Below are 18,841 nucleotides of genomic sequence, written 5' to 3' on the forward strand. Positions count from 1 at the left end.
CGGCATCGCCACGCAATGAGCACACCCGGATGACGAAAGCGACACGGCTCGAGGCACCTGCCTGGGCTCTCGTCGCCGTCGCTCCCTGCAAGGAGGTTTGCATGCAGATTGATCTACGCGGCCGCAGCGCCATCATCAGTGGTTCCACTGCCGGTATCGGCTTCGCCATCGCCACAGGGCTTGCCCGCGCAGGCGCCAGCGTCACCTTGACCGGCCGCACCCAGGCGCGTGTCGATGAGGCCGTCACCAGCCTCAGAGACAAGGCGCCCGGCAGCGAGGTACAGGGCGTGGCCGCGGACCTGGGCACACGCGAAGGCTGCGACACGCTGATTCACGCCGTGCCGGACACTGACATCCTGATCAACAATGTCGGCATCTTCGCCCCGCAGGACTTCTTCGACACCGACGACGACACCTGGGAGCAGTTCTTCCAGGTCAACGTGATGTCGGCGGTACGCCTGTCCCGCCATTATGCGCGCGGCATGAAGGAGCGCGACTGGGGCCGCATCCAGTTCCTGTCCAGCGAATCGGCGCTCAACATCCCCAGCGAGATGGTCCACTACGGCATGACCAAGTCGGCGGTTCAGTCCGTCTCGCGCGGGCTCGCCAAGGTGCTGTCCGGCTCCCGGGTGACCGTCAACGCCATCCTGCCGGGGCCGACCCGCTCCGAGGGCGTGCTCGAGATGCTCAAGCAGAATGCCGAGGAGCAAGGCAGGTCACTGGAAGAGGTCGAGGCCGACTTCGTCAAGCAGGCCCGTCCGACCTCCATTCTGCAGCGCCTGGCAAGCCCCGAGGAAGTCGCCAACATGAGCGTCTACGCTGCCTCCGAGCAGGCCAGCGCCACCACCGGCGCCGCACTGCGCGTGGAAGGCGGCATCGTCGATACCATGGCGTGATCGATCTGATCACGCGGCATGACTGACACCATGCCAGACACAAGAAGCCCCCACCGGGCGACCGGTGGGGGCTTCTTCATGTTCAGCATCACAGTGCTGTGCGCTTCACTCGTCCAGGCGCTTCACTCGTCGAGACGTTTCTCGAAGCGCTCGCGCTTGAGACAGACGCCATCGCGCTTGACGTGCTCAAGCCCCAGACTGTGCCAGCCACGGCGGGCCAGGCCCGGTGACAGCGTCAGGCTGGCTTCCAGGCTCATCACGCGCACCTTGCGCTCACGCAGGTCGCGCTCGGCCGCCGCCAGCAACTGGCTGCCGATGCCCTGCCCCATCAGACTCGGATAGACGTAAAGCATCTCGATACGCGCCAGCGGCCATTCGGGGGCGTACTCGCAGAAGCCGATGCAGCGACCATCACGCTCCGCGACCAGCACCTCGAAGCGATGCTGACGCGCGGCCCAGCGTTCGGCGTCGCGCGGGACACGGGCGGCCCACTGCTGGCGCTGCGCCAGATCATAATGACCGGCAGCGCCCTGCATGACGGCCTGGTAGAACACCTCGGCCTGATCCGCGGCATGCTGCGGCTGCGCCGCCACGATATGAACACGATCCCTGGCCACTTCACGGCTATCGGTCTGGCTGTGCAATCGTTCGTCCTCCTTGTGTCCTCGAACGAGGACGATGTATTCATGGAAAATCTGACAGGCTCACGGCTGTCACCTGTCACTGAAGCGCCCTGTTCAGCCGCTGAAGGAAATCTCATCGAAGCGGCTGGCCCGGGGGTGATCTCCCGTGACCATGTCCGGCTCCCGCACCAGCTGCCAGGTATGGAAGCCGGCGGCAGCGGCGGCGTCCAGCTCGGCGACGACATCCGACAGGAACAGGATCTCCGCGCCCGGAATGCCCAGCTGACCGGCGATGCGGCGATAGCTCTCGGCTTCCTGCTTGGGGCCCGTGGTGGTGTCGAAGTAGCCGGCAAACAGCGGAGTCAGATCGCCGACATCGGAATGCCCGAACAGCAGCTTCTGGGCCTGGATGGAGCCTGAAGAGTAGACATACAAGGACAGTCCGCGTTCCTTCCAGTCACGCAATCCCTTCACGGCATCGGGATAGACATGGCCGGTGAAGTCGCCGTCCGCGTAGCCCTGTGCCCAGACCATGCCCTGCAGCGCCTTGAGCGGCGTGGCCTTGCGGTCGGCATCGATCCAGCCTTCCAGAATGGCGATCACGGCCTCGAGATCGGCCGCGGGCGCCTCGGCCAGCTCGCGGGTGGCGGCCAGCTGCTCGGCGACGTCCTCACGCTCGGCGTTGGCGCGCACGAAATCGCCCAGATTGGCGCGCGCATAGGGGAACAGCACCTGATGCACGAAGCGAATCGAGCCGGTCGTGCCCTCGATGTCGGTGACGATGGCGCGAATCATGCGGACTCCTGGGAATGCGGGGCTGCGGTCTGGGTAAAGTGCTCGGCCAGCGCTTCATGACGCGGGAAGCGGGCGGCGATGTCATTGTCGGTGAAGTTGGCGATCCAGCCTTCCGGATTGGTGAACAGGCGGATGGCGGTGAAGTCCGGCGTCGGCCCCATGTCGAACCAGTGCGGCGTGCCGGCCGGCACGGCGATCAGGTCATCCTTCTCGCAACCGACCGCCAGCACGCGCTCGCCCAGGTGCAGATAGAAGATGCCGCTGCCGCGCACGAAGAAGCGCACCTCATGCTCCGCGTGGCGGTGCTCATCGAGAAACTTGCCGCGCAGGGCGTCGCGGTCAGGGTGATCCGGCGTCAGGCCGATCACGTCGGCAGTGACGAAGCCGTTCTCGGACTTGAGACGCGCGACATCGTCGGCGTAGGCCGCCAGCACCTGTGCCTGATCGGTGGGATCACTCATCTCGCAGCCCGCCGTCCAGCGCTCGAAGCGAATGCCTTCGGCCTCGAGTTCGCTGGCGATCTGCGCGCCATCATTGGTGATCAACTGCGGACGCGAGGCGTCCTGCTCGGCGTAGATGGCCAGAAAGCTCATCGCTGTCTCCTCAGTTCCAGTTCACAACCCATCAGGAAATCGAGCGCTTCGACATGGCGGCGACAGGCCGTCATGCTGCTGGCCCAGGTATAGAGGCCATGGCCGCGAATCAGGTAGCCGTGCAGACCGGCATCGGCGGCCAGGCGGGCGCGCACGTCCAGCGCCAGCGCATCGATATCCTGAGTATTGTCGAAGACGGCCAGACGTACCGCCGTCTCATGACTCTTGACGCCTTCCAGCGCCTTGTTGAGCTCGAAACCCTCCAGGCTCAGGGTGTCGCCCTCATGGCACAGCGACAGCACGGTGGCGGCCCTGGAGTGGGTATGCAGGATCGCCTGCGCGTGGGGCAGGTCTTCGTAGAGCTGACCATGCAGGCGCGCCTCGTCAGAGGCCTTGCGGGAAGTGCCCTGCAGCCTGACGGCAAAATCGCTGACCAGAATGTCGCCACTGGTCAGGCGGCCCTTGTGGCAACCCGAGGCGGTGACCGCCATCAGGCGATCGCTGAGACGACAGGAGAAGTTGCCACCGGTGGCCGGTACCTGCCCGGCAGCGTCCAGCGCCTGACCGGCCTCGATCAACTGTTGGCTCGCCAGTGCAAGGCGGTCGAGGTCCAGTGTCGACGGCAGGCCGTCGGCAGCGGCAATGGCGATAGGGTCTGACATGATCAAAGTTGCCCTCAAGAGTCGCGCGGGGCATTCACGCCCCGTCGCCAGCATCACGATTCAGCGCCACGCGGCGCTGCTCTCGCGGCAGACTACACAAGCCGACCCAGTGAGACCAGTCATGCCGTGCGACGACGAGCATGGCATCATGGCGGCCTGGAATGTCACACGACATTCTGCCCCATCATCACTTCAGCCTCTGCCACGGTCTTGCCATGTCCTCTTCCGATCAGCCCGCCAGCCCCCACCCGACCGCCGACACGGCCGAGCGCCCGATGAACGATGCCGCACTGGCCAGGCGACTGCCGCTGCTGCCCCCTCATCTGCGTGAGCAGGCCGCGACGCTGGGGCAACAGGCCATGCAGCCGGTGGGCATCATCGAAAGCTGCTACCCGGACAAGTTCGGCATTCCCCGCCAGCCGGGGCTGGCGCGCCACGCCACCGCCATCCTGCACCTGCTGCCACCTTTCGATGACCCGGACTGCGTGCGCGACATTGAGGGCTTCAGCCATCTGTGGATCCACTTCCTGTTCCACGCCAGCCCCACACGCTGGACGCCCTTGATCCGCCCGCCGCGCCTGGGGGGCAATGCGCGCACCGGCGTCTTCGCCTCACGCAGCACCCACCGCCCCAACCGACTGGGGCAGTCGGTGGTCGAACTGGCAGGCGTCGAGACGGCGGCCAATACCGCGCCGGATGGCAAGCAGTCGGGCAAGCGCAACGGCGTGCGCCTGCTGCTGCGCAGCCATGACCTGCTCGATGGCACGCCAGTGATGGACATCAAGCCGTATCTGCCGTGGGTCGATGCCGTGCCCGAGGCGCGTGCCGGCTATGCGCCTGCGCCACCGCCGCGTCACGCCGTCGACTTCAGCGCACAGGCCGAGCAGACACTGGCGACCCGGGCCGACAGCGCCACGCTGCGCGCCCTGATCGAGGAAGTGCTCGCCCAGGACCCGCGCCCCGCCTATCACGCCGCCAGGTCCGCTGATGGCAAGCGCCAGTATGGCGTACGGCTGGTGGACGTGGATGTGCGCTTCACGGCCCGCACGCAACCCGATGGCTCCTTGACGATGGAAGTCGCGGCCATCGTGGCCGTCTGATCAAGCCCCTGCGCGAGCCAGAGCAACGCCTTGCCCAGTGGGGGTCCACGCCGTGCATGAAGCGGATCGAAGGATTGCGCGCGCCAGATCAAGACAATGCCAGATTGGATTGGCAAACCGTCACGAGACCTGACCATACTGGGCGTGCGTTCCTTCATCTCCACTCGCTTCACCGGGAGTCCGCCGCATGAGTATCCGTCTGCTTGCCTTTGCCGCCAGTACCCGCAAGGCCTCCGTCAATCGACGCCTGATCGAGCGCCTGTCGCACCACGCCCGGCAGGAAGGTGCCGAGGTCAGTCTGCTCGACCTCAACGACTTCCCGATGCCGCTCTACGATGGCGACAGCGAAGAGGCCAATGGCCGTCCCGCCAGCGCCGACCGCCTGCAGGAGATGCTGGCCAGCCATCAGGGGCTGTTGCTGGCGACACCGGAATACAACGGCTTCTTCAGTCCGCTGCTCAAGAACACCTTCGACTGGCTGTCACGCCCGGCGGCGGATGGCCAGAGCGGCATGGACGCCCTGCGCGGCATGCCGGTCGGCATCGTCTCGGCCTCACCCGGTGCCATGGGCGGCATGCGGGCGCTGCCCTTCGTGCGCCTGTACCTGAACAACCTCGGCATGTTGGTCGCGCCCCAACAGATCGCGGTCTCGCGTGCCGCCAGCGCCTTCCACGAGGATGGCAGCCTGGATGACGAAGGCCAGGACCACGCTCTCGCGGCTGTCGCCCGCCAGGTGATCGACCTGGCCAGCCTGCGCGCCTCCTGAAGCGCCACGCCTCTTTCCTCACAGCTACGTTCCCGGCCAGACACTTGGCGCCTGCCAAACAGGAACGGCCCCCTGCCATTGGCAGGGGGCCGTTCCTTGATGCGCTGTCTGTGACGTCAGAGCCTCAGGGCCCCAGTGCGTCACCCAAGCTCAGGCTCAGGCCGAGAAATCGATACCGATACGGCGACCGACTTCCTCGTAGGCTTCGATCACGCCGCCCAGGCCCTGACGGAAGCGGTCCTTGTCGAGCTTCTCGCGCGTCTCGGCATCCCACAGACGGCAGCCATCCGGCGAGAATTCGTCACCCAGCACGACTTCGCCCTTGAAGACGCCGAACTCGAGCTTGTAGTCGACCAGCAGGATGCCGCCGTCGAGGAACAGCTGCTTGAGGATGTCGTTGACCTGGAAGGTCAGTTCCTTGGCGCGCGCCAGGTGCTTGGGCTCTGCCCAGCCGAAGGTCTCGACCAGTGACTCGTTGATCATCGGGTCGCCCTTCTCGTCGTTCTTGAGGAACAGCTCGAAGGTCGGCGGATTGAGCTCGATGCCTTCCTCGACACCCAGACGACGCACCAGTGAACCGGCGGAGATGTTACGCACCACGCACTCCACCGCCATCATGTCGAGACGCTTGACCAGACATTCGTTGTCGCTGACCAGACGCTCGAAGTGGGTCGGGATACCGGCCGCCTTGAGTTTCTCCATGATGAAGGCATTGAACTTGTTGTTGACCATGCCCTTGCGATCCAGCTGCTCGATACGCTTGCCGTCGAAGGCGCTGGTATCGTCGCGGAATTCCAGCAGCAGAAGATCCGGGTCGTCAGTGACGAAGACGGATTTGGCCTTGCCAGCGTAGAGCTCTTCACGCTTTTCCATGAGATTCCCCCTGATGACGCTAGACGCGTCGAGTGTTGAGGCGGTCGACGATGAATCGATCACGCTTGAGTCTGTCACGCCCAGTCGAGAAGGACTGTGGCGTTGGTGTAAGGCGTGATTCGAGAGCTGTCCATCTGGTCAGCTCATCCAGAATCACAAACGCCCGATCGCGAAGCGACCGGGCGTCATGAATATCAGGCGATGGCCTGCCAGCCAAAGCCGCTGTCCTGCGCGGCGATGATCAGGCGACTATCGTCATCCGCAAGCCAGGGGGCCAGTGCCTCCCGGGCCAATGACGGATGGTTGTTGCTCTCCGACAGGTGCGAGGCCACCAGCCGCTGCAGGCGCGCCAGCCCCAGATAGGGCAAGGCGGCGCACGCCTGGGCATTGGCCAGGTGGCCGAGCCGCCCCCCGACCCGCCGCTTGAGGCTTGGCGGATACGGCCCGCTGGCCAGCATCTGCGGATCGTGGTTGAACTCCATCACCAGTGCGTCGCAATCGGCAAAGCACTGCAGCACATGCTCACTGACGTGACCGAGATCGGTCAGCACGCCGAGACGACGCGTGGCCGTCTCTCCGCGCCGGTTGAAGACGAACTGCACCGGCTCGCGCGCATCGTGGGGCACCGTGACCGGCAGAATCTCGAGATCCTTGATCGCGAACTCCTGCTGCGGCGTGATCAGATGGCGACTCGGCAGCGCGCCGAGCTTCTTGGCACGCCCGGCAAGCCAGGTGCCGGTGGTCAGATGCACCGGCACAGCATGGCGACGCGCCAGCGGCCCCACGCCGCTCAGGTGATCACCATGTTCATGCGTGACCAGCACGGCGTCCAGCTGCGAGGGGTGCACGCCGAGGCGCGCCAGGCGGGCCTCGGTCTCCTTGAGGGTGAAGCCGCAATCGACCAGCACCAGTGCCTCGCGAGTGCGGATCAGCGTGCCGTTGCCCTTGCTGCCGCTGCCCAGCGAAGCCATCGCCATCACGCCCTGGGCGTCGTCACCCGGCCCACGGGCGGCCGTCAGGCCAGCCGCCAGCGCCCCACTGCCTGCCACCGGGAGGGGGATCTGAAACGACGCAGCCGCCTCACCCGACGAGTCGTCAGATGAGGCGGCGCAAGGCGTGTCGAGCCACATGCTCAGCGCAGTGTCGACGCCACGGCGTCGAGCAGCTCACGCGCCAGTGCCGGCGTGGTCTCTTCACCATCGGCACGGGTCGCCGTGACCAGGGTGTGGTCATTCTCGGCGCGCAGCTTGAGTACCATCGGTACCGGATCACCATCGCCACCGATACCCAACCAGCCGCCATCACGCTCTTCACGCGGGATGTAATCGACCATGAACTCGCCACGCGAGCGGTCCTGATCGGTCAGCGTCTGGTAGTCGGTATTGAAGTTCTTCTGCAGCTGATAGAGCAGCTCGGCCCAGCTGCGCTCGGTGTCCAGCGCCAGGTCGACCTGCCAGGTGCCATCGCGGCCTTCCAGGCGCACGCGGTCATCACGACTGAGCGACTGGGCCGCCAGCGAGACACCACTATCGGCGGAAGACGCGGCCAGATAGCCGCTCAGCGCGTTCAGGCAGCTGCCGGCGACATCGCCGCCCTGCTGACAACGCACTTCGGAGGCATCGGCACGCAGCCCCTGGCTGACGCTGATGATGCCCTGGGCCGTGGTGATCTCGCCCTTGCCGGCATCGATGCTCTGCACATCAAGGCCCTGGTCGCGCACGAAGGACTGCAGACGTGTCCATACCGCCGCCGGCGCGGCGTTCACGGCCAGCCAGCGGGCATCGCCACTCTGACGCATGGCGACGAACTCACGCCCGCCCTGCTCGCTGGTCGCCAGTGGCTGGGGACGCGGTGCCTCGAAGTCGTCGCTGGCCAGGAAGTCACTGCTGGCCTGCGGCACCGGCATGGAATCCTGGTAATCACCACGATTGATCGTGTCCGGCAGCTCCAGCGGCGGCGCGATGCTGGCATCGGCATACTCGCTGTCGCGATCGTAGTAGTAGCCATCACTGGAACAACCTGCGACCGCGAGCGCCGTCAGCAGGGCCAGTGGCACGAAACGCTGACTCATCAGTTGAGCACCTCGGCCAGTTGCAGTGCTTCCTCGACCGTGGAGTGATACTGCTCGGACAGCCAGGTCAGCGGCAGACGCACGCCGGATTCCGGCGACAGGCCCATGCGATGCATGGCGAACTTGACCGGGATCGGGTTGGACTCGACGCCCATCGCGGAGTGCAGCGGCATCAGGCGCGTGTTGATCTGGTGAGCGCGCTCGGCATCGCCGGCCACGGCGGCTTCACACATCTCGTGCATCAGGCGCGGCGCGACGTTGGCCGTCACGGAGATATCGCCGTGGCCGCCCATCAGGATGAAGTCACAGGCCGTGGGGTCATCGCCGGAGTAGAGCGCGAAGTCAGTGCCCTTGAGGCGGTCGATCAGTTCCTGACCACGCTCCAGGTTGCCGGTGGCATCCTTGAGGCCGACGATGTTGTCGAGCTCGGCGAGACGGAAGACCGTCTCGTTGTAGATATCGGAGCAGGTACGACCCGGCACGTTGTAGAGAATGACCGGGATACCGGCCTGCTCGGCGACGGCCTTGAAGTGCTGGTAGAGCCCTTCCTGGGTCGGCTTGTTGTAGTACGGCGCCACGGAGAGGCAGTAATCCGCACCGACTTCCTTGGCGTAGCGAGCCAGCTCGACCGCTTCGGAGGTGGCGTTGGCGCCCGTGCCGGCGATGACCGGAATCTTGCCGGCGACCGTCTCGACCACACAGCGGATGACATCGAAGTGCTCCGCGAAGGACATGGTGGTCGGCTCGCCGGTGGTGCCGGCGGCGACGATGGCATCGGTGCCATTTTCGAGGTGGAAGGCGACCAGCTGGCGCAGGGCGTCCCAGTCGATCTCGCCGGTGGCCTTCATCGGGGTCGCCAGTGCGACAATGCTACCTGTGATCATCCCTCGAATTCTCCTCTGGTGCCTGATGCGCCAGGCGTGTCCCTGCGCTGTTGAAACAACGGAGCTCGGGGACAGACATCTGACATAAATTGGTTGACGCAGGACTCTGATTGCGTGGGCACGCCGACACGCGAGTCGCGTCAAGGGTGATGATGTTACAAAGACCATCGAAGCCTGTACAGACGCCATCTGCACCGGTTGTGCAAAGCGGTGGATTCCCTCGCCTTTCCACGGGGCAGATGCACGGTGGATGGGCGCGATGGCGTTGGTCGCCAAGACGGTGAAACACAAGAGTTCTGCCCTGTCTTTGACAAGTCAGGACGCCCTGCGTGTAATGCAGGACACACCGCAGAAGCGGGCAAGCGCGATGCCCATCACTGCCGGTTTTTTTCATCATTCAGCACTGTCAGCCGCCACATGGCCGTCAGTCATCGCCAGGAGAGCACGATGAGCGTCAGCCTCGGTCAGCCAATTCCCGACTTTACCGCCCAGGCCACCAGTGACACCGAAGTCACTCCGGCCAGCCTCAAGGGCAAGCAAGCCGTCATCTATTTCTACCCGAAGGACCACACGCCGGGCTGCACCACCGAAGGCGGTGACTTCCGCGACAACCTTGAGGAATTCGAAGCGGCCAACACCGTGATTCTCGGCGTTTCCCGCGACAGCCTGCGCACCCACGAGAACTTCCGCGCGAAACAGGGCTATCCGTTCGAGCTGATCAGCGATCCGGACGAGACCCTGTGCAAGATCTTTGACGTCATTCACATGAAGAAATTCATGGGCAAGGAAAGTCTCGGCGTGGTGCGCTCCACCTTCCTGATCGACGCCGACGGCAATCTGGCGCGCGAATGGCGTGGCGTGAAGGTCAAGGGCCATGTCGAGGAAGTGCTGGAAGCCGCCCGCGAGCTCAACGCTGACCGCTAGTCTCGAATGGCAGCGGCTCGAGTGGCAGCAGCACGTGTGACAGCAGCTCGTGGAGAAACAGCTGAGCAGAGAGCGCCTGTGCGCCAGCCGCCTCAGCCATGAAAAAAGCCCCGCCGATTGGCGGGGCTTTTTCGATCAGGCGCTCTTGTCCACGACCCGATTCTCCTCGGCGCGCGCCCGGCGCGGCCAGGCGTAGAGCAGCGACTTCATCAGGGTCGCCAGCGGGATGGCGAAGAACACCCCCCAGAAGCCCCAGATGCCGCCGAAGAACAGCACCGCGAGGATGATCGCCACCGGATGCAGATTGACCGCCTCCGAGAACAGCAGCGGCACCAGCACGTTGCCATCCAGCGCCTGGATGATGCCGTAGGCGATCATCACGTACATGAAGGTATCGCCCAGCCCGTAATGGAAACCGGCGACGGCGGCGACCGGCAAGGTCGCCCCTGCCGCGCCGATGTAGGGAATCAGCACCGAGAAGCCGACCACGATCGCCAGCAGCGCCGAATACGGCAGCCCGAAGGCGACGAAGGTGACGTAGCTGACGCCGCCGACGATGACAATCTCGATCACCTTGCCGCGCACGAAGTTGGCGATCTGGTCATCCATCTCGTTCCAGACCCGGCTCATCAGCAGACGCTTGCGCGGCAGCAGCGCCAGCGTGAAGTCCACCAGCCGCTCGCGGTCCTTGAGCATGAAGAACACCAGGATCGGCACCAGCACCAGATAGATCACCACGCCCATCAGGTTGCCCAGCGACGCCAGCGACAGCGATACCGCGCGCTGCCCGAACTGGGTCAGCTCTCGCCCGGCGGCGCCGACCCACTGCTGGACCTGCTCCGGGGTGATCAGGCCGGGGAAGCGCTCCTGAAGCTCGCCCAGCCAGCGCTGCCCGGAGGCGAACATGCCGGGAATCTCCTGGATCAGATTGGCCAGCTGATGCCAGACCAGCGGCAGCAGGATCAGCGCACTGGCCAGCATGATGCCCATGAACACCAGCGTCATCAGGCTGACCGCCGCCAGGCGCGGCAGGCCACGGCGCTCCATCCAGCTCACGCCACTCTGCAGCAGGAAGGCGACGATCAGGGCGGTGAAGAATGGCGCCAGCATGCTGCCGAGCAGAATGACGGCGGCGAACACCAGCACCAGCACCAGAAACAGCACCACCGCTTCTTCGTCGGAGAAATAGCGCTCGATCCAGCCACGCAACAACGTCTTCATGGTCATGACGGATCTTCCTCGCACAGCGCCTTGATCACGAAGCGATAATCGCCCTCTGGCGTCTCTTCACGCGAGACCAGCGCGTGATCGCTCAGCGCCAGATAGGCAGGGATGTCGCCCCAGGCGCCGGCGTCGCTGGCGAGGACCTCGAGTTGCTCGCCGGCACTCATGCCAGCCAGTTTGAGCTTGGTGCGCAGCAGCGGCAACGGACAGTGCAGGCCGCGCGCATCCAGCGTCTGCAGGTGGGTATCGGCCGTGGAGTCAGCCATCGGATTCGCAGTCTCAGCGCCAGGTCGTTCGAATGCCATCTGCCCTTCCGTTCTCGTTATGATGTTCTGCCGCACGCCATGGAGGGTGCAGCTTGAAAACGCCCCGATTTAAGGGCACCTTGCCTGACAAAGCAACTTTCCGCCCTGCGCGGCTGCGTCTTGCCCGGACTCACGCAGGGCCGTCAACGCCAGTGCGGCGCCCGGCAATCCGGCGAGCCGACCGCACCTTGCGCCATATCGAAGAGGATTGCCTGCATGTCGTTGCTGCCCCCCTTGAGCGGACGCGTCCGCATCGGACGCCGCGGGCTTGCCACCCTGTCGAGCGCCCTGCTCGGCCTGTTGCTGATGGGCGCGCCGGTCGCCAGTGCGCCGGCCGCATCCCATAACGACTATGGACTGCCTGACCTGGGGAGTGCGAGTGGCGGCATCTCCAGCAACGATGAATATCGTATCGGTCGCGCCTGGCTGCGTCAGTTCCGCGCCCATGTGCGTGAATGGGATGATCCCATCACTCTGGACTGGATCGGTAGCATCGTGCGTCAACTGGCGCCGTGGAGCGAGCTGGATGACCGCAATTTCATCATCACGCTGGTCGCCAGCAGCCAGCTGAATGCCTTCGCCGTGCCCGGCGGCGTGGTCGGCGTCAATACGGGCCTGTTCGCCTTCGCGCCGGACCGCGACGCCTTCGCCTCGGTACTCGCCCACGAACTGGGCCACCTCTCCCAGCATCACTTCGCGCGCAACATGGAACGCCAGGCCGAGACACGCCTGCCGACACTGGCCGGCTTCCTCGCCGGCATGGTGATCGCGGCAGGAGGAGGCGGTTCAGCGGGCATCGCGACCATGGCCGGCACCCAGGCCGCTGCCATTTCCGATCAGCTGGCCTATTCGCGCCGCTTCGAGCAGGAGGCCGACCGCGTCGGCATCGATGCGCTGTCACGCGCCGGCTTCGACCCCGAGGCCATGCCGCGCATGTTCCGCGCCATGCAACGCATGGCCAGCCTGCAGGGCGGCAATGCACCGGAATTTCTGCTCACGCACCCGGTGACCGAGGCGCGCATCGGCGACACCCAGGCGCGTGCCGACGCCATGCAGAAGGTGACTCCCGACCCGCTCGCGCAGCTCGCCTACGCGATGATCCGTGCCCGCGCCCTGCTGGCGCTCAACCTGCGCCAGCCCGAACAGGGGCTGACGACACTGCGCGAAGACAACCCCGACCCCGACGCGATTGCCTACTACCAGGCGCTGGCCGCGGCGGAGCACAACCAGGTCGACAAGGCACTGGCCGCGCTGGATCGCCTGCACGACAGGCACCCTGACCTGACCCTGATCAGCGCCAGTGCGGTCGAGGTCGCGCGGGATGCCCGGCGTTATGACGAGGCGACCCGCCGCGCCAGACGCCTGCTGCGCCTGCAACCCGACTACTTGCCGACCCGGCTGGCCATGGCGGAAGTCGCGCTGCAACAGGACCCCGCCGCCGCGCGCCAGCAGCTGGAGGACATGCGCCGCGATCATCCCGATGACCCCAAGGTCTGGAGTCTGGCCTCCGAAGCCAGTGGGCGCAGCGGCCACACCGCCGAGGCCTTCCTGTATCGCGCCGAATTCGACCAGCTGGAGGGCCGCATGGACAAGGCCTTCGCGCAGCTCAAGCTGGCCGACGAGGCCGCGCGCAAGAACGGCGACTTCAGCATGGCCAACCGTATCAGTTCACGCCGGGAGGACTTCAAGCGCTACCGCAACGCCATCGAGGAGTTCTGAGGCAGCCCCCGCTCGCTTCACCAGGCAAACAAAAACCGCCGCCCCGGGAAATCGGGAGCGGCGGTTCTGGTTCATGCAGACATCAATTGGTGGCGATCAGCGTCAGCGCTCAGCCGCGATTGAATTCCAGCATCCGCGTCAACGGCTTCAGGGCGCGCTCACGCAGGCCATCATCGACGAAGACTTCCTCGGCATTGGCTTCCGCCGGATCGCGACGCAGCACAGCGGCCAGATTCTCCAGGCCGTTCATCGCCATCCACGGGCAGTGCGCACAGCTCTTGCAGGTCGCGCCATTGCCGGCGGTCGGCGCCTCGTACAGCTGCTTGTGCGGCGCAGCCTGCTGCATCTTGAAGAAGATGCCACGATCGGTCGCGACGATCAGCTGCTGATTGTCGAGCTCGACGGCAGCCTTGATCAGCTGCGAGGTGGAACCGACCACATCGGCCAGCTCGACCACCGACTGCGGTGATTCCGGGTGCACCAGCACCGCGGCGTCCGGGTAGACCTTGAGCAGGTCACTGATGCCCTGGGCGCGGAACTCGTCGTGGACGATACAGGCGCCGTCCCACAGCAGCATGTCGGCACCGGTCTGCTTCTGCACGTAGGCGCCCAGATGCTTGTCCGGCGCCCAGATCAGCTTCTCGCCCCGGGCGTGCAGGTGCTCGATGACATCGACGGCGATCGAGGAGGTCACCACCCAGTCGGCGCGCGCCTTCACGGCCGCCGAGGTATTGGCGTACACCACCACGGTGCGGTCGGGATGGGCATCACAGAAGGCCGCGAACTCGTCTTCCGGGCAGCCGAGGTCCAGCGAGCAGGTCGCCTCCAGCGTCGGCATCAGCACGCGCTTCTCCGGCGACAGGATCTTGGAGGTCTCGCCCATGAAGCGCACGCCGGCGACGATCAGTGTCGAGGCATCATGGCGGGCCCCGAAACGTGCCATCTCGAGCGAGTCGGCCACGCAGCCGCCGGTTTCCTCGGCCAGCTGCTGGATGGCGTCGTCACAGTAGTAATGCGCGACCAGTGCGGCATCACGCTCGATGAGCAGCTGCTTGATCTCGTCGATCAGCGCGGCATCCTCGGCGGCGGGGCGTGTCGGGCAGTAAGCGCGGGCCAGATGCTCGCGCACCTGCTCACGGACGGCATTGTGGGCCTCACGACCCGGCATGGCATTAGTCAGGCTGTTCATGTGTCTCTCACCTAGCCCACAGGGGCTCCCCCTGTGCTGAGTGGGTCAGGACTCGGCCCGGACACGAACGGCCCGTGGCGGCCCTGCCAGCGCTGCAGCTGGGCTCCCCAGACTGCGGCGTGTGCCTTGGGCGTCTATCGCCCGCAGCGTCGTCCGCACTGGGCGGACAAGAGCCTTGGCTCGCCCACAAGGATACGCCTGGCGCGATCGCGGCTCCAGTCGACTTGGGGGCAACGGACTCTTTCCTTTCGCGTAACAAAAATTGCCCCGCGCCAATGAAGGCACGGGGCAAGATCTGGTGGGTCGTGAGGGATTCGAACCTTCGACCAATTGGTTAAAAGCCAACTGCTCTACCACTGAGCTAACGACCCAAAACTGGGTGGCGGATGGTGGGTCGTGAGGGATTCGAACCTTCGACCAATTGGTTAAAAGCCAACTGCTCTACCACTGAGCTAACGACCCGCCGCCGGGTGCTTTGCAAGAGACCATTCCAGAGAATGGTGGGTCGTGAGGGATTCGAACCTTCGACCAATTGGTTAAAAGCCAACTGCTCTACCACTGAGCTAACGACCCTTGCGAAGCGGGACGTAAGATACCGCCGATCCCGTTTCGACGCAAGCCTTTTGCAAAAAAACTTCAAGTAAATGACCAGCTTGTCCGCTGGCACCTCGCGAAACGCCCGCGCCAGCGCCTGTGACAAAGACACGCAAGCCCGCGATGGGCGCGGGCTTGCGTGTTACCACTTAGGTCGCACGAGCTTGTGACATGTCCACGAGCTTATGCCATGTCAGTGAATGACGGCGCATCGCCGCCCTCACCGACTGCGCCATCAGCGCGGCTTGCGTGTACGCTGCGGCGGCTTCTTCATGGCGCGCACCGGACGACGCTTCTGCTTGTCGCGGCTCCAGCGGTTCTGCTCGTCCGGCGTCAGGGCCGGCGCCTTGCGATGCTCGAGACCTGCCAGCGTGGACAGTTCATCGATCTCGCTCTGCTCCATCTCCACCCACTCACCGGCGCGAGCGCGCTTGTCGAGGAAGATGTTGCCGTAGCGCACGCGCTTCAGACGGCTGACGGTCAGGCCCTGGGAGTCCCACAGACGGCGAACCTCACGGTTGCGGCCTTCCATGATCACGACGTGGAACCAGCTGTTGATACCTTCGCCACCGAATTCCTGCACATCGGTGAAACGCGCCGGGCCATCTTCGAGCATCACGCCATTGACCATGTTGACGACGTGCTCGCGCTTGACCTCACCCATGACACGCACGGCGTACTCACGCTCGATCTGGGTCGACGGGTGCATCAGACGGTTGGCCAGCTCACCATCGGTGGTGAACAGCAACAGACCGCTGGTGTTGATGTCGAGACGACCGATCGCGATCCAGCGCTCGCCCTTCAGGCGCGGCAGACGCTCGAAGACGGTGCGGCGGCCTTCCGGGTCCTTGCGCGTGCACAGCTCGCCTTCCGGCTTGTTGTACATGATGACGCGACGCGCCGTCTCTTCGGCGCCCTTCAGGCTCTGCGGGCGGTCATCGAGGCTGACCTGGTCACGCGGGCCGACGCGATCACCCAGTTGGGCGACCTTGCCGTTGACCTTGACGCGACCGGCGCTGATGGCGACTTCCATCTCACGGCGGGAGCCGAGACCGGAGCGCGCCAGCACCTTCTGCAGTTTCTCGTCCTCGACCAGCTTGTCGCCCTTGGCCTGCGGCGGCAGCGGACGCAGTTCCGGCGCGTCGGCGGCGGCCGGCTTCTTGCCGACATTGGCCTTGCTGCCGCGCGTGGACTTGCCGGTATCACGGGTCGGGCGAGCCTGCTCGCCACGCTTGTCGGCAGAATCTGCCGCGCGCTTGTCCGCGACATTCTTGTCCGCGACGTTCTTGTCCGCGAAGGCCTTGCCGGTCACGGCCTTGCCACCGGCGTGCTTGCCGCCAGCCTGCTTGTTGCCTGCCTGGCTGCTGCCGGGGCGAGAGGTCTTGCGCTTATCAGAGTCTGTCTTGCTCATGACATGAACCATTTCATCTATAGGAGTTTCGCCTACGCAGGGTCGTCATCATCGACGGTCCCGGCAGCGGAGGAGTCGTGCGGCTGCGCATCGGCAGCGTCGTCATCCTCGTCTGCACCGCGCAAACGTTGGCTGAGGCGCGCTTCGAGTGTGGCGAAGTCGAACCCCGAGCCGGTGGACGCCATCCCGGCGTGGTCATTTTCCGCCTGTGAAGCGGAGGGTGCTGCTGTGCTCGGTGTGTCAGCCGAGGCGCCGGAGGTATCGAGTGCGCGCATCTTCAGCGCCTCTTCCAGCTGCTCGGCGGTGACGTCCGGCGGCTGCCAGTCGTCGGGCACCGGGGTGCCGGTGTCGGTCTCAAGACCTGTCTCAAGACCTGATTCAAGCCCTGTCTCAGCGCCTGGTTCAGTCTTTTCCCCAGTCTTTCCCCCAGTCTCTGCGTCAGGTGCTGACTCAGGCGCTGTCTCATGCTCTGGATCAGCCCCCGCATCAACGCTGTCTGCCGGTGCCTCCTCCGTCTCGCCGTCCGGGTCATCCGGCAGCGGCAAGGTCTGAGAGGGCGGCACATCATACAGGTCTGCCTCGAGCTGTTCGAGTCCTTCGAAGCCTTTCAGTTCATGCACCGGCGGCAGCTCTTCCAGCGTCTTGAGACCGAAGTCATCGAGGAACTGACGCGTAGTGGCGAATACCGCCGGACGCCCCGGCACATCACGGTGACCGACCACTCTCACCCAGCCGCGCTCGACCAGGGTGCGCATGATCGAGGAACTGACCGTCACGCCACGCACCTGCTCGATATCGCCACGGGTCACCGGTTGACGATAGGCCACCAGCGCCAGGGTCTCCAGCAAGGCGCGTGAATAACGTTGCGGGCGCTCTTCCCACAGCCGCGATACCCAGGGGGAATACTGCTGGCGAACGCGCAGCCGCCAGCCACTGGCGGTCTCGATCAGCTCCAGCGCGCTCTTGTCGGCCGGGTGACGCGCTTCCAGCTTGCCCAACGCCTCGCGCAGCGCAGGCCGGGTCGGGCTTGAATATTCATCGAACAGACCAGCCAGGCGCTCTAGCGTCAGCGGCTCGCCGGCGGCCAGCAGGGCCGCTTCGATGATCTGGTCCAGCGGGACATCGCGCAAACTCATGACGCCGCGTTCTCCTGCTCGTCGGATGGGGGTAAGGAAGGTGACGTCTGCGCATCATCGGACGCTGCGTCATCGTACGCTGCGTCATCGAACGCCCCCTGATCGGCCGCCACCTCGTCTTCGTCGGCGAATTCCAGCGCCAGCCAGTCCTCGTCATCCTCGGGGTCCGGTTCCGGCGTGCGGGCGCGCACGTGAATCGGTGACAGCGGCGCATTCTGGACGATCTCGATCATCGACTCCTTGGCCAGCTCCAGAATCGCCATGAAGCTGACCACCACCCCGGCACGCCCTTCCTCGAGCGTGAACAGCTTCTCGAAGGGCGTGAAGTGCTCATGGGTCAACAGATTCATGATCGCCAGCATGCGCTCGCGGGTCGACATCACCTCACGCGAGATGGTGTGCGCCTGGACGAGGTCCGCCTGACGCAGGAGACCGGACAACGCGCCGAGCAATTCCGACAGGTCGACATCAGGGTGCACCACCCGCGTCTCGAGCTCGGGCAGGTCTGCCGTGGCCACGAACCAGTCGCGGCCCTGACGCGGCATCTCATCCAGCCCTTCGGCGGCCAGCTTGGTCTGCTCGTATTCCTGCAGGCGGCGAATCAGCTCGGCGCGCGGGTCCTCTTCCTCGTCGTCATCACTCGCCTTGGGCTGACGCGGCAGCAGGCTGCGCGATTTTATCTCCGCCAGCATCGCGGCCATCAACAGGTATTCTCCGGCCAGGTCGATCTGCATGGCGTGCATCAGCTCGACATACTCGATGTACTGATGGGTGATGGCCGCGACATTGATGGCGAGGATATCGAGATTCTGGCGACGTATGAGGTAGAGCAGCAGATCCAGCGGCCCCTCGAAGGTCTCGAGAAAGACACGCAGCGCCTCTGGCGGGATGTACAGATCCTGCGGCATCTCGGTGAGCGCGGTGTCGTTGACGCGCGCCAGCACCGTCGACGCCGCCGTCGGGGGCGTGACGAGAGGTGCGGGCTGATGCCCATCGGTGAGGGCAAAACTGGCGCCATCGAGCAGGTCGCTCATGACATCTCCTGCAGGAGGCGGGTGAAGGTGGGTCTGGGGGAG

18 protein-coding genes, 3 tRNA genes and 1 pseudogene are annotated in these 18,841 nt (G+C 65.0%); 5 read left to right on the forward strand and 17 right to left on the reverse strand.

The features are described 5' to 3' along the window. The first annotated feature begins 101 nt into the window (after nucleotides 1-101). A complete protein-coding gene (locus H2O77_RS15155) occupies nucleotides 102-896 on the forward strand; it encodes an SDR family oxidoreductase (RefSeq protein ID WP_215823463.1) in 795 nt (264 codons plus the stop codon). A gap of 122 nt (nucleotides 897-1,018) precedes the next feature. Here the strand turns inward: H2O77_RS15155 and H2O77_RS15160 are convergent, their stop codons facing one another. From H2O77_RS15160 to H2O77_RS15175, 4 genes are all read right to left on the reverse strand, one after another. Beyond that, the gene (locus H2O77_RS15160) at nucleotides 1,019-1,540 is read right to left on the reverse strand and encodes a GNAT family N-acetyltransferase (protein WP_240548634.1); all 522 of its coding nucleotides are present in this window, start codon (nucleotides 1,538-1,540) and stop codon (nucleotides 1,019-1,021) included. Nucleotides 1,541-1,633: 93 nt separating this feature from the next. Further along, the gene (mtnC, locus tag H2O77_RS15165) at nucleotides 1,634-2,314 is read right to left on the reverse strand and encodes an acireductone synthase (RefSeq protein WP_215823464.1); all 681 of its coding nucleotides are present in this window, start codon (nucleotides 2,312-2,314) and stop codon (nucleotides 1,634-1,636) included. Continuing rightward, nucleotides 2,311-2,907 (reverse strand): cupin, encoded by a 597-nt coding sequence (locus H2O77_RS15170; protein ID WP_215823465.1) that lies wholly within the window; start codon nucleotides 2,905-2,907, stop codon nucleotides 2,311-2,313. The genes mtnC and H2O77_RS15170 overlap by 4 nt, the downstream gene beginning before the upstream one ends. Further along, nucleotides 2,904-3,569, reverse strand: a complete 666-nt coding sequence (locus H2O77_RS15175) for a methylthioribulose 1-phosphate dehydratase (protein WP_215823466.1) — start codon at nucleotides 3,567-3,569, stop codon at nucleotides 2,904-2,906. Before H2O77_RS15175 ends, H2O77_RS15170 begins: the two co-directional genes overlap by 4 nt. 359 nt (nucleotides 3,570-3,928) lie before the next feature. On the opposite strand from H2O77_RS15175, the gene tsaA reads away from it, so the two are divergent. Then, a complete protein-coding gene (tsaA, locus tag H2O77_RS15180) occupies nucleotides 3,929-4,669 on the forward strand; it encodes a tRNA (N6-threonylcarbamoyladenosine(37)-N6)-methyltransferase TrmO (protein WP_215824636.1) in 741 nt (246 codons plus the stop codon). A gap of 187 nt (nucleotides 4,670-4,856) precedes the next feature. Beyond that, complete coding sequence (locus H2O77_RS15185; protein ID WP_215823467.1) at nucleotides 4,857-5,435, forward strand: NAD(P)H-dependent oxidoreductase; 579 nt, start codon at nucleotides 4,857-4,859, stop codon at nucleotides 5,433-5,435. Between the two features lie 156 nt (nucleotides 5,436-5,591). Here the strand turns inward: H2O77_RS15185 and purC are convergent, their stop codons facing one another. From purC to dapA, 4 genes are all read right to left on the reverse strand, one after another. Beyond that, nucleotides 5,592-6,308: a phosphoribosylaminoimidazolesuccinocarboxamide synthase gene (gene purC, locus H2O77_RS15190; protein ID WP_043333774.1), complete on the reverse strand. Its 717-nt coding sequence runs from the start codon at nucleotides 6,306-6,308 to the stop codon at nucleotides 5,592-5,594. Between the two features lie 194 nt (nucleotides 6,309-6,502). After that, nucleotides 6,503-7,285, reverse strand: coding sequence for an MBL fold metallo-hydrolase (locus H2O77_RS15195; protein ID WP_213114027.1), 783 nt, complete (start codon nucleotides 7,283-7,285; stop codon nucleotides 6,503-6,505). A gap of 155 nt (nucleotides 7,286-7,440) precedes the next feature. Then, nucleotides 7,441-8,379 carry a hypothetical protein gene (locus H2O77_RS15200; protein ID WP_215823468.1) on the reverse strand — a complete coding sequence of 313 codons (939 nt, stop codon included), beginning with the start codon at nucleotides 8,377-8,379 and terminating at the stop codon, nucleotides 7,441-7,443. Continuing rightward, nucleotides 8,379-9,263 carry a 4-hydroxy-tetrahydrodipicolinate synthase gene (gene dapA, locus H2O77_RS15205; protein WP_043336386.1) on the reverse strand — a complete coding sequence of 295 codons (885 nt, stop codon included), beginning with the start codon at nucleotides 9,261-9,263 and terminating at the stop codon, nucleotides 8,379-8,381. The genes H2O77_RS15200 and dapA overlap by 1 nt, the downstream gene beginning before the upstream one ends. A 447-nt stretch (nucleotides 9,264-9,710) precedes the next feature. On the opposite strand from dapA, the gene H2O77_RS15210 reads away from it, so the two are divergent. Further along, nucleotides 9,711-10,187, forward strand: coding sequence for a peroxiredoxin (locus tag H2O77_RS15210; RefSeq protein ID WP_054556838.1), 477 nt, complete (start codon nucleotides 9,711-9,713; stop codon nucleotides 10,185-10,187). Between the two features lie 135 nt (nucleotides 10,188-10,322). Here the strand turns inward: H2O77_RS15210 and H2O77_RS15215 are convergent, their stop codons facing one another. Both H2O77_RS15215 and H2O77_RS15220 read right to left on the reverse strand, forming a co-directional pair. Further along, nucleotides 10,323-11,414, reverse strand: coding sequence for an AI-2E family transporter (locus H2O77_RS15215; protein WP_215823469.1), 1,092 nt, complete (start codon nucleotides 11,412-11,414; stop codon nucleotides 10,323-10,325). Then, nucleotides 11,411-11,677 carry a sulfurtransferase TusA family protein gene (locus H2O77_RS15220; protein ID WP_043336423.1) on the reverse strand — a complete coding sequence of 89 codons (267 nt, stop codon included), beginning with the start codon at nucleotides 11,675-11,677 and terminating at the stop codon, nucleotides 11,411-11,413. Before H2O77_RS15220 ends, H2O77_RS15215 begins: the two co-directional genes overlap by 4 nt. A 255-nt stretch (nucleotides 11,678-11,932) precedes the next feature. Here H2O77_RS15220 and H2O77_RS15225 point away from each other — a divergent pair, with 255 nt between their 5' ends. Then, a complete protein-coding gene (locus H2O77_RS15225; protein WP_215823470.1) occupies nucleotides 11,933-13,435 on the forward strand; it encodes a M48 family metalloprotease in 1,503 nt (500 codons plus the stop codon). 109 nt (nucleotides 13,436-13,544) lie between these two features. Here H2O77_RS15225 and nadA read toward each other — a convergent pair whose 3' ends face one another. The 7 genes and pseudogenes from nadA to H2O77_RS15260 form a co-directional block, all read right to left on the reverse strand. Next, nucleotides 13,545-14,603, reverse strand: a complete 1,059-nt coding sequence (gene nadA / locus H2O77_RS15230; RefSeq protein ID WP_215824637.1) for a quinolinate synthase NadA — start codon at nucleotides 14,601-14,603, stop codon at nucleotides 13,545-13,547. A gap of 317 nt (nucleotides 14,604-14,920) precedes the next feature. Beyond that, nucleotides 14,921-14,995, reverse strand: a tRNA-Lys gene (locus H2O77_RS15235). Between the two features lie 16 nt (nucleotides 14,996-15,011). Next, nucleotides 15,012-15,086 (reverse strand) — tRNA-Lys (locus H2O77_RS15240). A gap of 36 nt (nucleotides 15,087-15,122) precedes the next feature. Further along, nucleotides 15,123-15,197 (reverse strand) — tRNA-Lys (locus tag H2O77_RS15245). Between the two features lie 256 nt (nucleotides 15,198-15,453). Then, entirely contained in the window at nucleotides 15,454-16,314 is an 861-nt protein-coding gene (rluB, locus tag H2O77_RS15250) for a 23S rRNA pseudouridine(2605) synthase RluB (protein ID WP_043336411.1), read from the reverse strand. 911 nt (nucleotides 16,315-17,225) lie between these two features. Beyond that, nucleotides 17,226-17,765: pseudogene (gene scpB / locus H2O77_RS17980) on the reverse strand (SMC-Scp complex subunit ScpB); the annotation flags it as partial. After that, nucleotides 17,762-18,799: a ScpA family protein gene (locus tag H2O77_RS15260; RefSeq protein WP_084589624.1), complete on the reverse strand. Its 1,038-nt coding sequence runs from the start codon at nucleotides 18,797-18,799 to the stop codon at nucleotides 17,762-17,764. The gene H2O77_RS15260 and the pseudogene scpB, both read right to left, overlap by 4 nt. Nucleotides 18,800-18,841 lie beyond the last annotated feature (42 nt).

The sequence above is a fragment of the Cobetia sp. 4B genome (genome assembly GCF_018831605.1).
GTDB lineage: Bacteria > Pseudomonadota > Gammaproteobacteria > Pseudomonadales > Halomonadaceae > Cobetia > Cobetia amphilecti.

Excerpts from the sequence above, each read along its gene's own strand:
- H2O77_RS15155 (WP_215823463.1), top strand. The coding sequence starts at position 102 with ATGCAGATTGATCTACGCGGCCGCAGCGCCATCATCAGTGGTTCCACT.
- mtnC (WP_215823464.1), bottom strand. The coding sequence starts at position 2,314 with ATGATTCGCGCCATCGTCACCGACATCGAGGGCACGACCGGCTCGATT.
- H2O77_RS15170 (WP_215823465.1), bottom strand. The coding sequence starts at position 2,907 with ATGAGCTTTCTGGCCATCTACGCCGAGCAGGACGCCTCGCGTCCGCAG.
- H2O77_RS15175 (WP_215823466.1), bottom strand. The coding sequence starts at position 3,569 with ATGTCAGACCCTATCGCCATTGCCGCTGCCGACGGCCTGCCGTCGACA.
- tsaA (WP_215824636.1), top strand. The coding sequence starts at position 3,929 with ATGCAGCCGGTGGGCATCATCGAAAGCTGCTACCCGGACAAGTTCGGC.
- H2O77_RS15185 (WP_215823467.1), top strand. The coding sequence starts at position 4,857 with ATGAGTATCCGTCTGCTTGCCTTTGCCGCCAGTACCCGCAAGGCCTCC.
- purC (WP_043333774.1), bottom strand. The coding sequence starts at position 6,308 with ATGGAAAAGCGTGAAGAGCTCTACGCTGGCAAGGCCAAATCCGTCTTC.
- H2O77_RS15195 (WP_213114027.1), bottom strand. The coding sequence starts at position 7,285 with ATGGCGATGGCTTCGCTGGGCAGCGGCAGCAAGGGCAACGGCACGCTG.
- H2O77_RS15200 (WP_215823468.1), bottom strand. The coding sequence starts at position 8,379 with ATGAGTCAGCGTTTCGTGCCACTGGCCCTGCTGACGGCGCTCGCGGTC.
- dapA (WP_043336386.1), bottom strand. The coding sequence starts at position 9,263 with ATGATCACAGGTAGCATTGTCGCACTGGCGACCCCGATGAAGGCCACC.
- H2O77_RS15210 (WP_054556838.1), top strand. The coding sequence starts at position 9,711 with ATGAGCGTCAGCCTCGGTCAGCCAATTCCCGACTTTACCGCCCAGGCC.
- H2O77_RS15215 (WP_215823469.1), bottom strand. The coding sequence starts at position 11,414 with ATGACCATGAAGACGTTGTTGCGTGGCTGGATCGAGCGCTATTTCTCC.
- H2O77_RS15220 (WP_043336423.1), bottom strand. The coding sequence starts at position 11,677 with ATGGCTGACTCCACGGCCGATACCCACCTGCAGACGCTGGATGCGCGC.
- H2O77_RS15225 (WP_215823470.1), top strand. The coding sequence starts at position 11,933 with ATGTCGTTGCTGCCCCCCTTGAGCGGACGCGTCCGCATCGGACGCCGC.
- nadA (WP_215824637.1), bottom strand. The coding sequence starts at position 14,603 with ATGCCGGGTCGTGAGGCCCACAATGCCGTCCGTGAGCAGGTGCGCGAG.
- H2O77_RS15260 (WP_084589624.1), bottom strand. The coding sequence starts at position 18,799 with ATGAGCGACCTGCTCGATGGCGCCAGTTTTGCCCTCACCGATGGGCAT.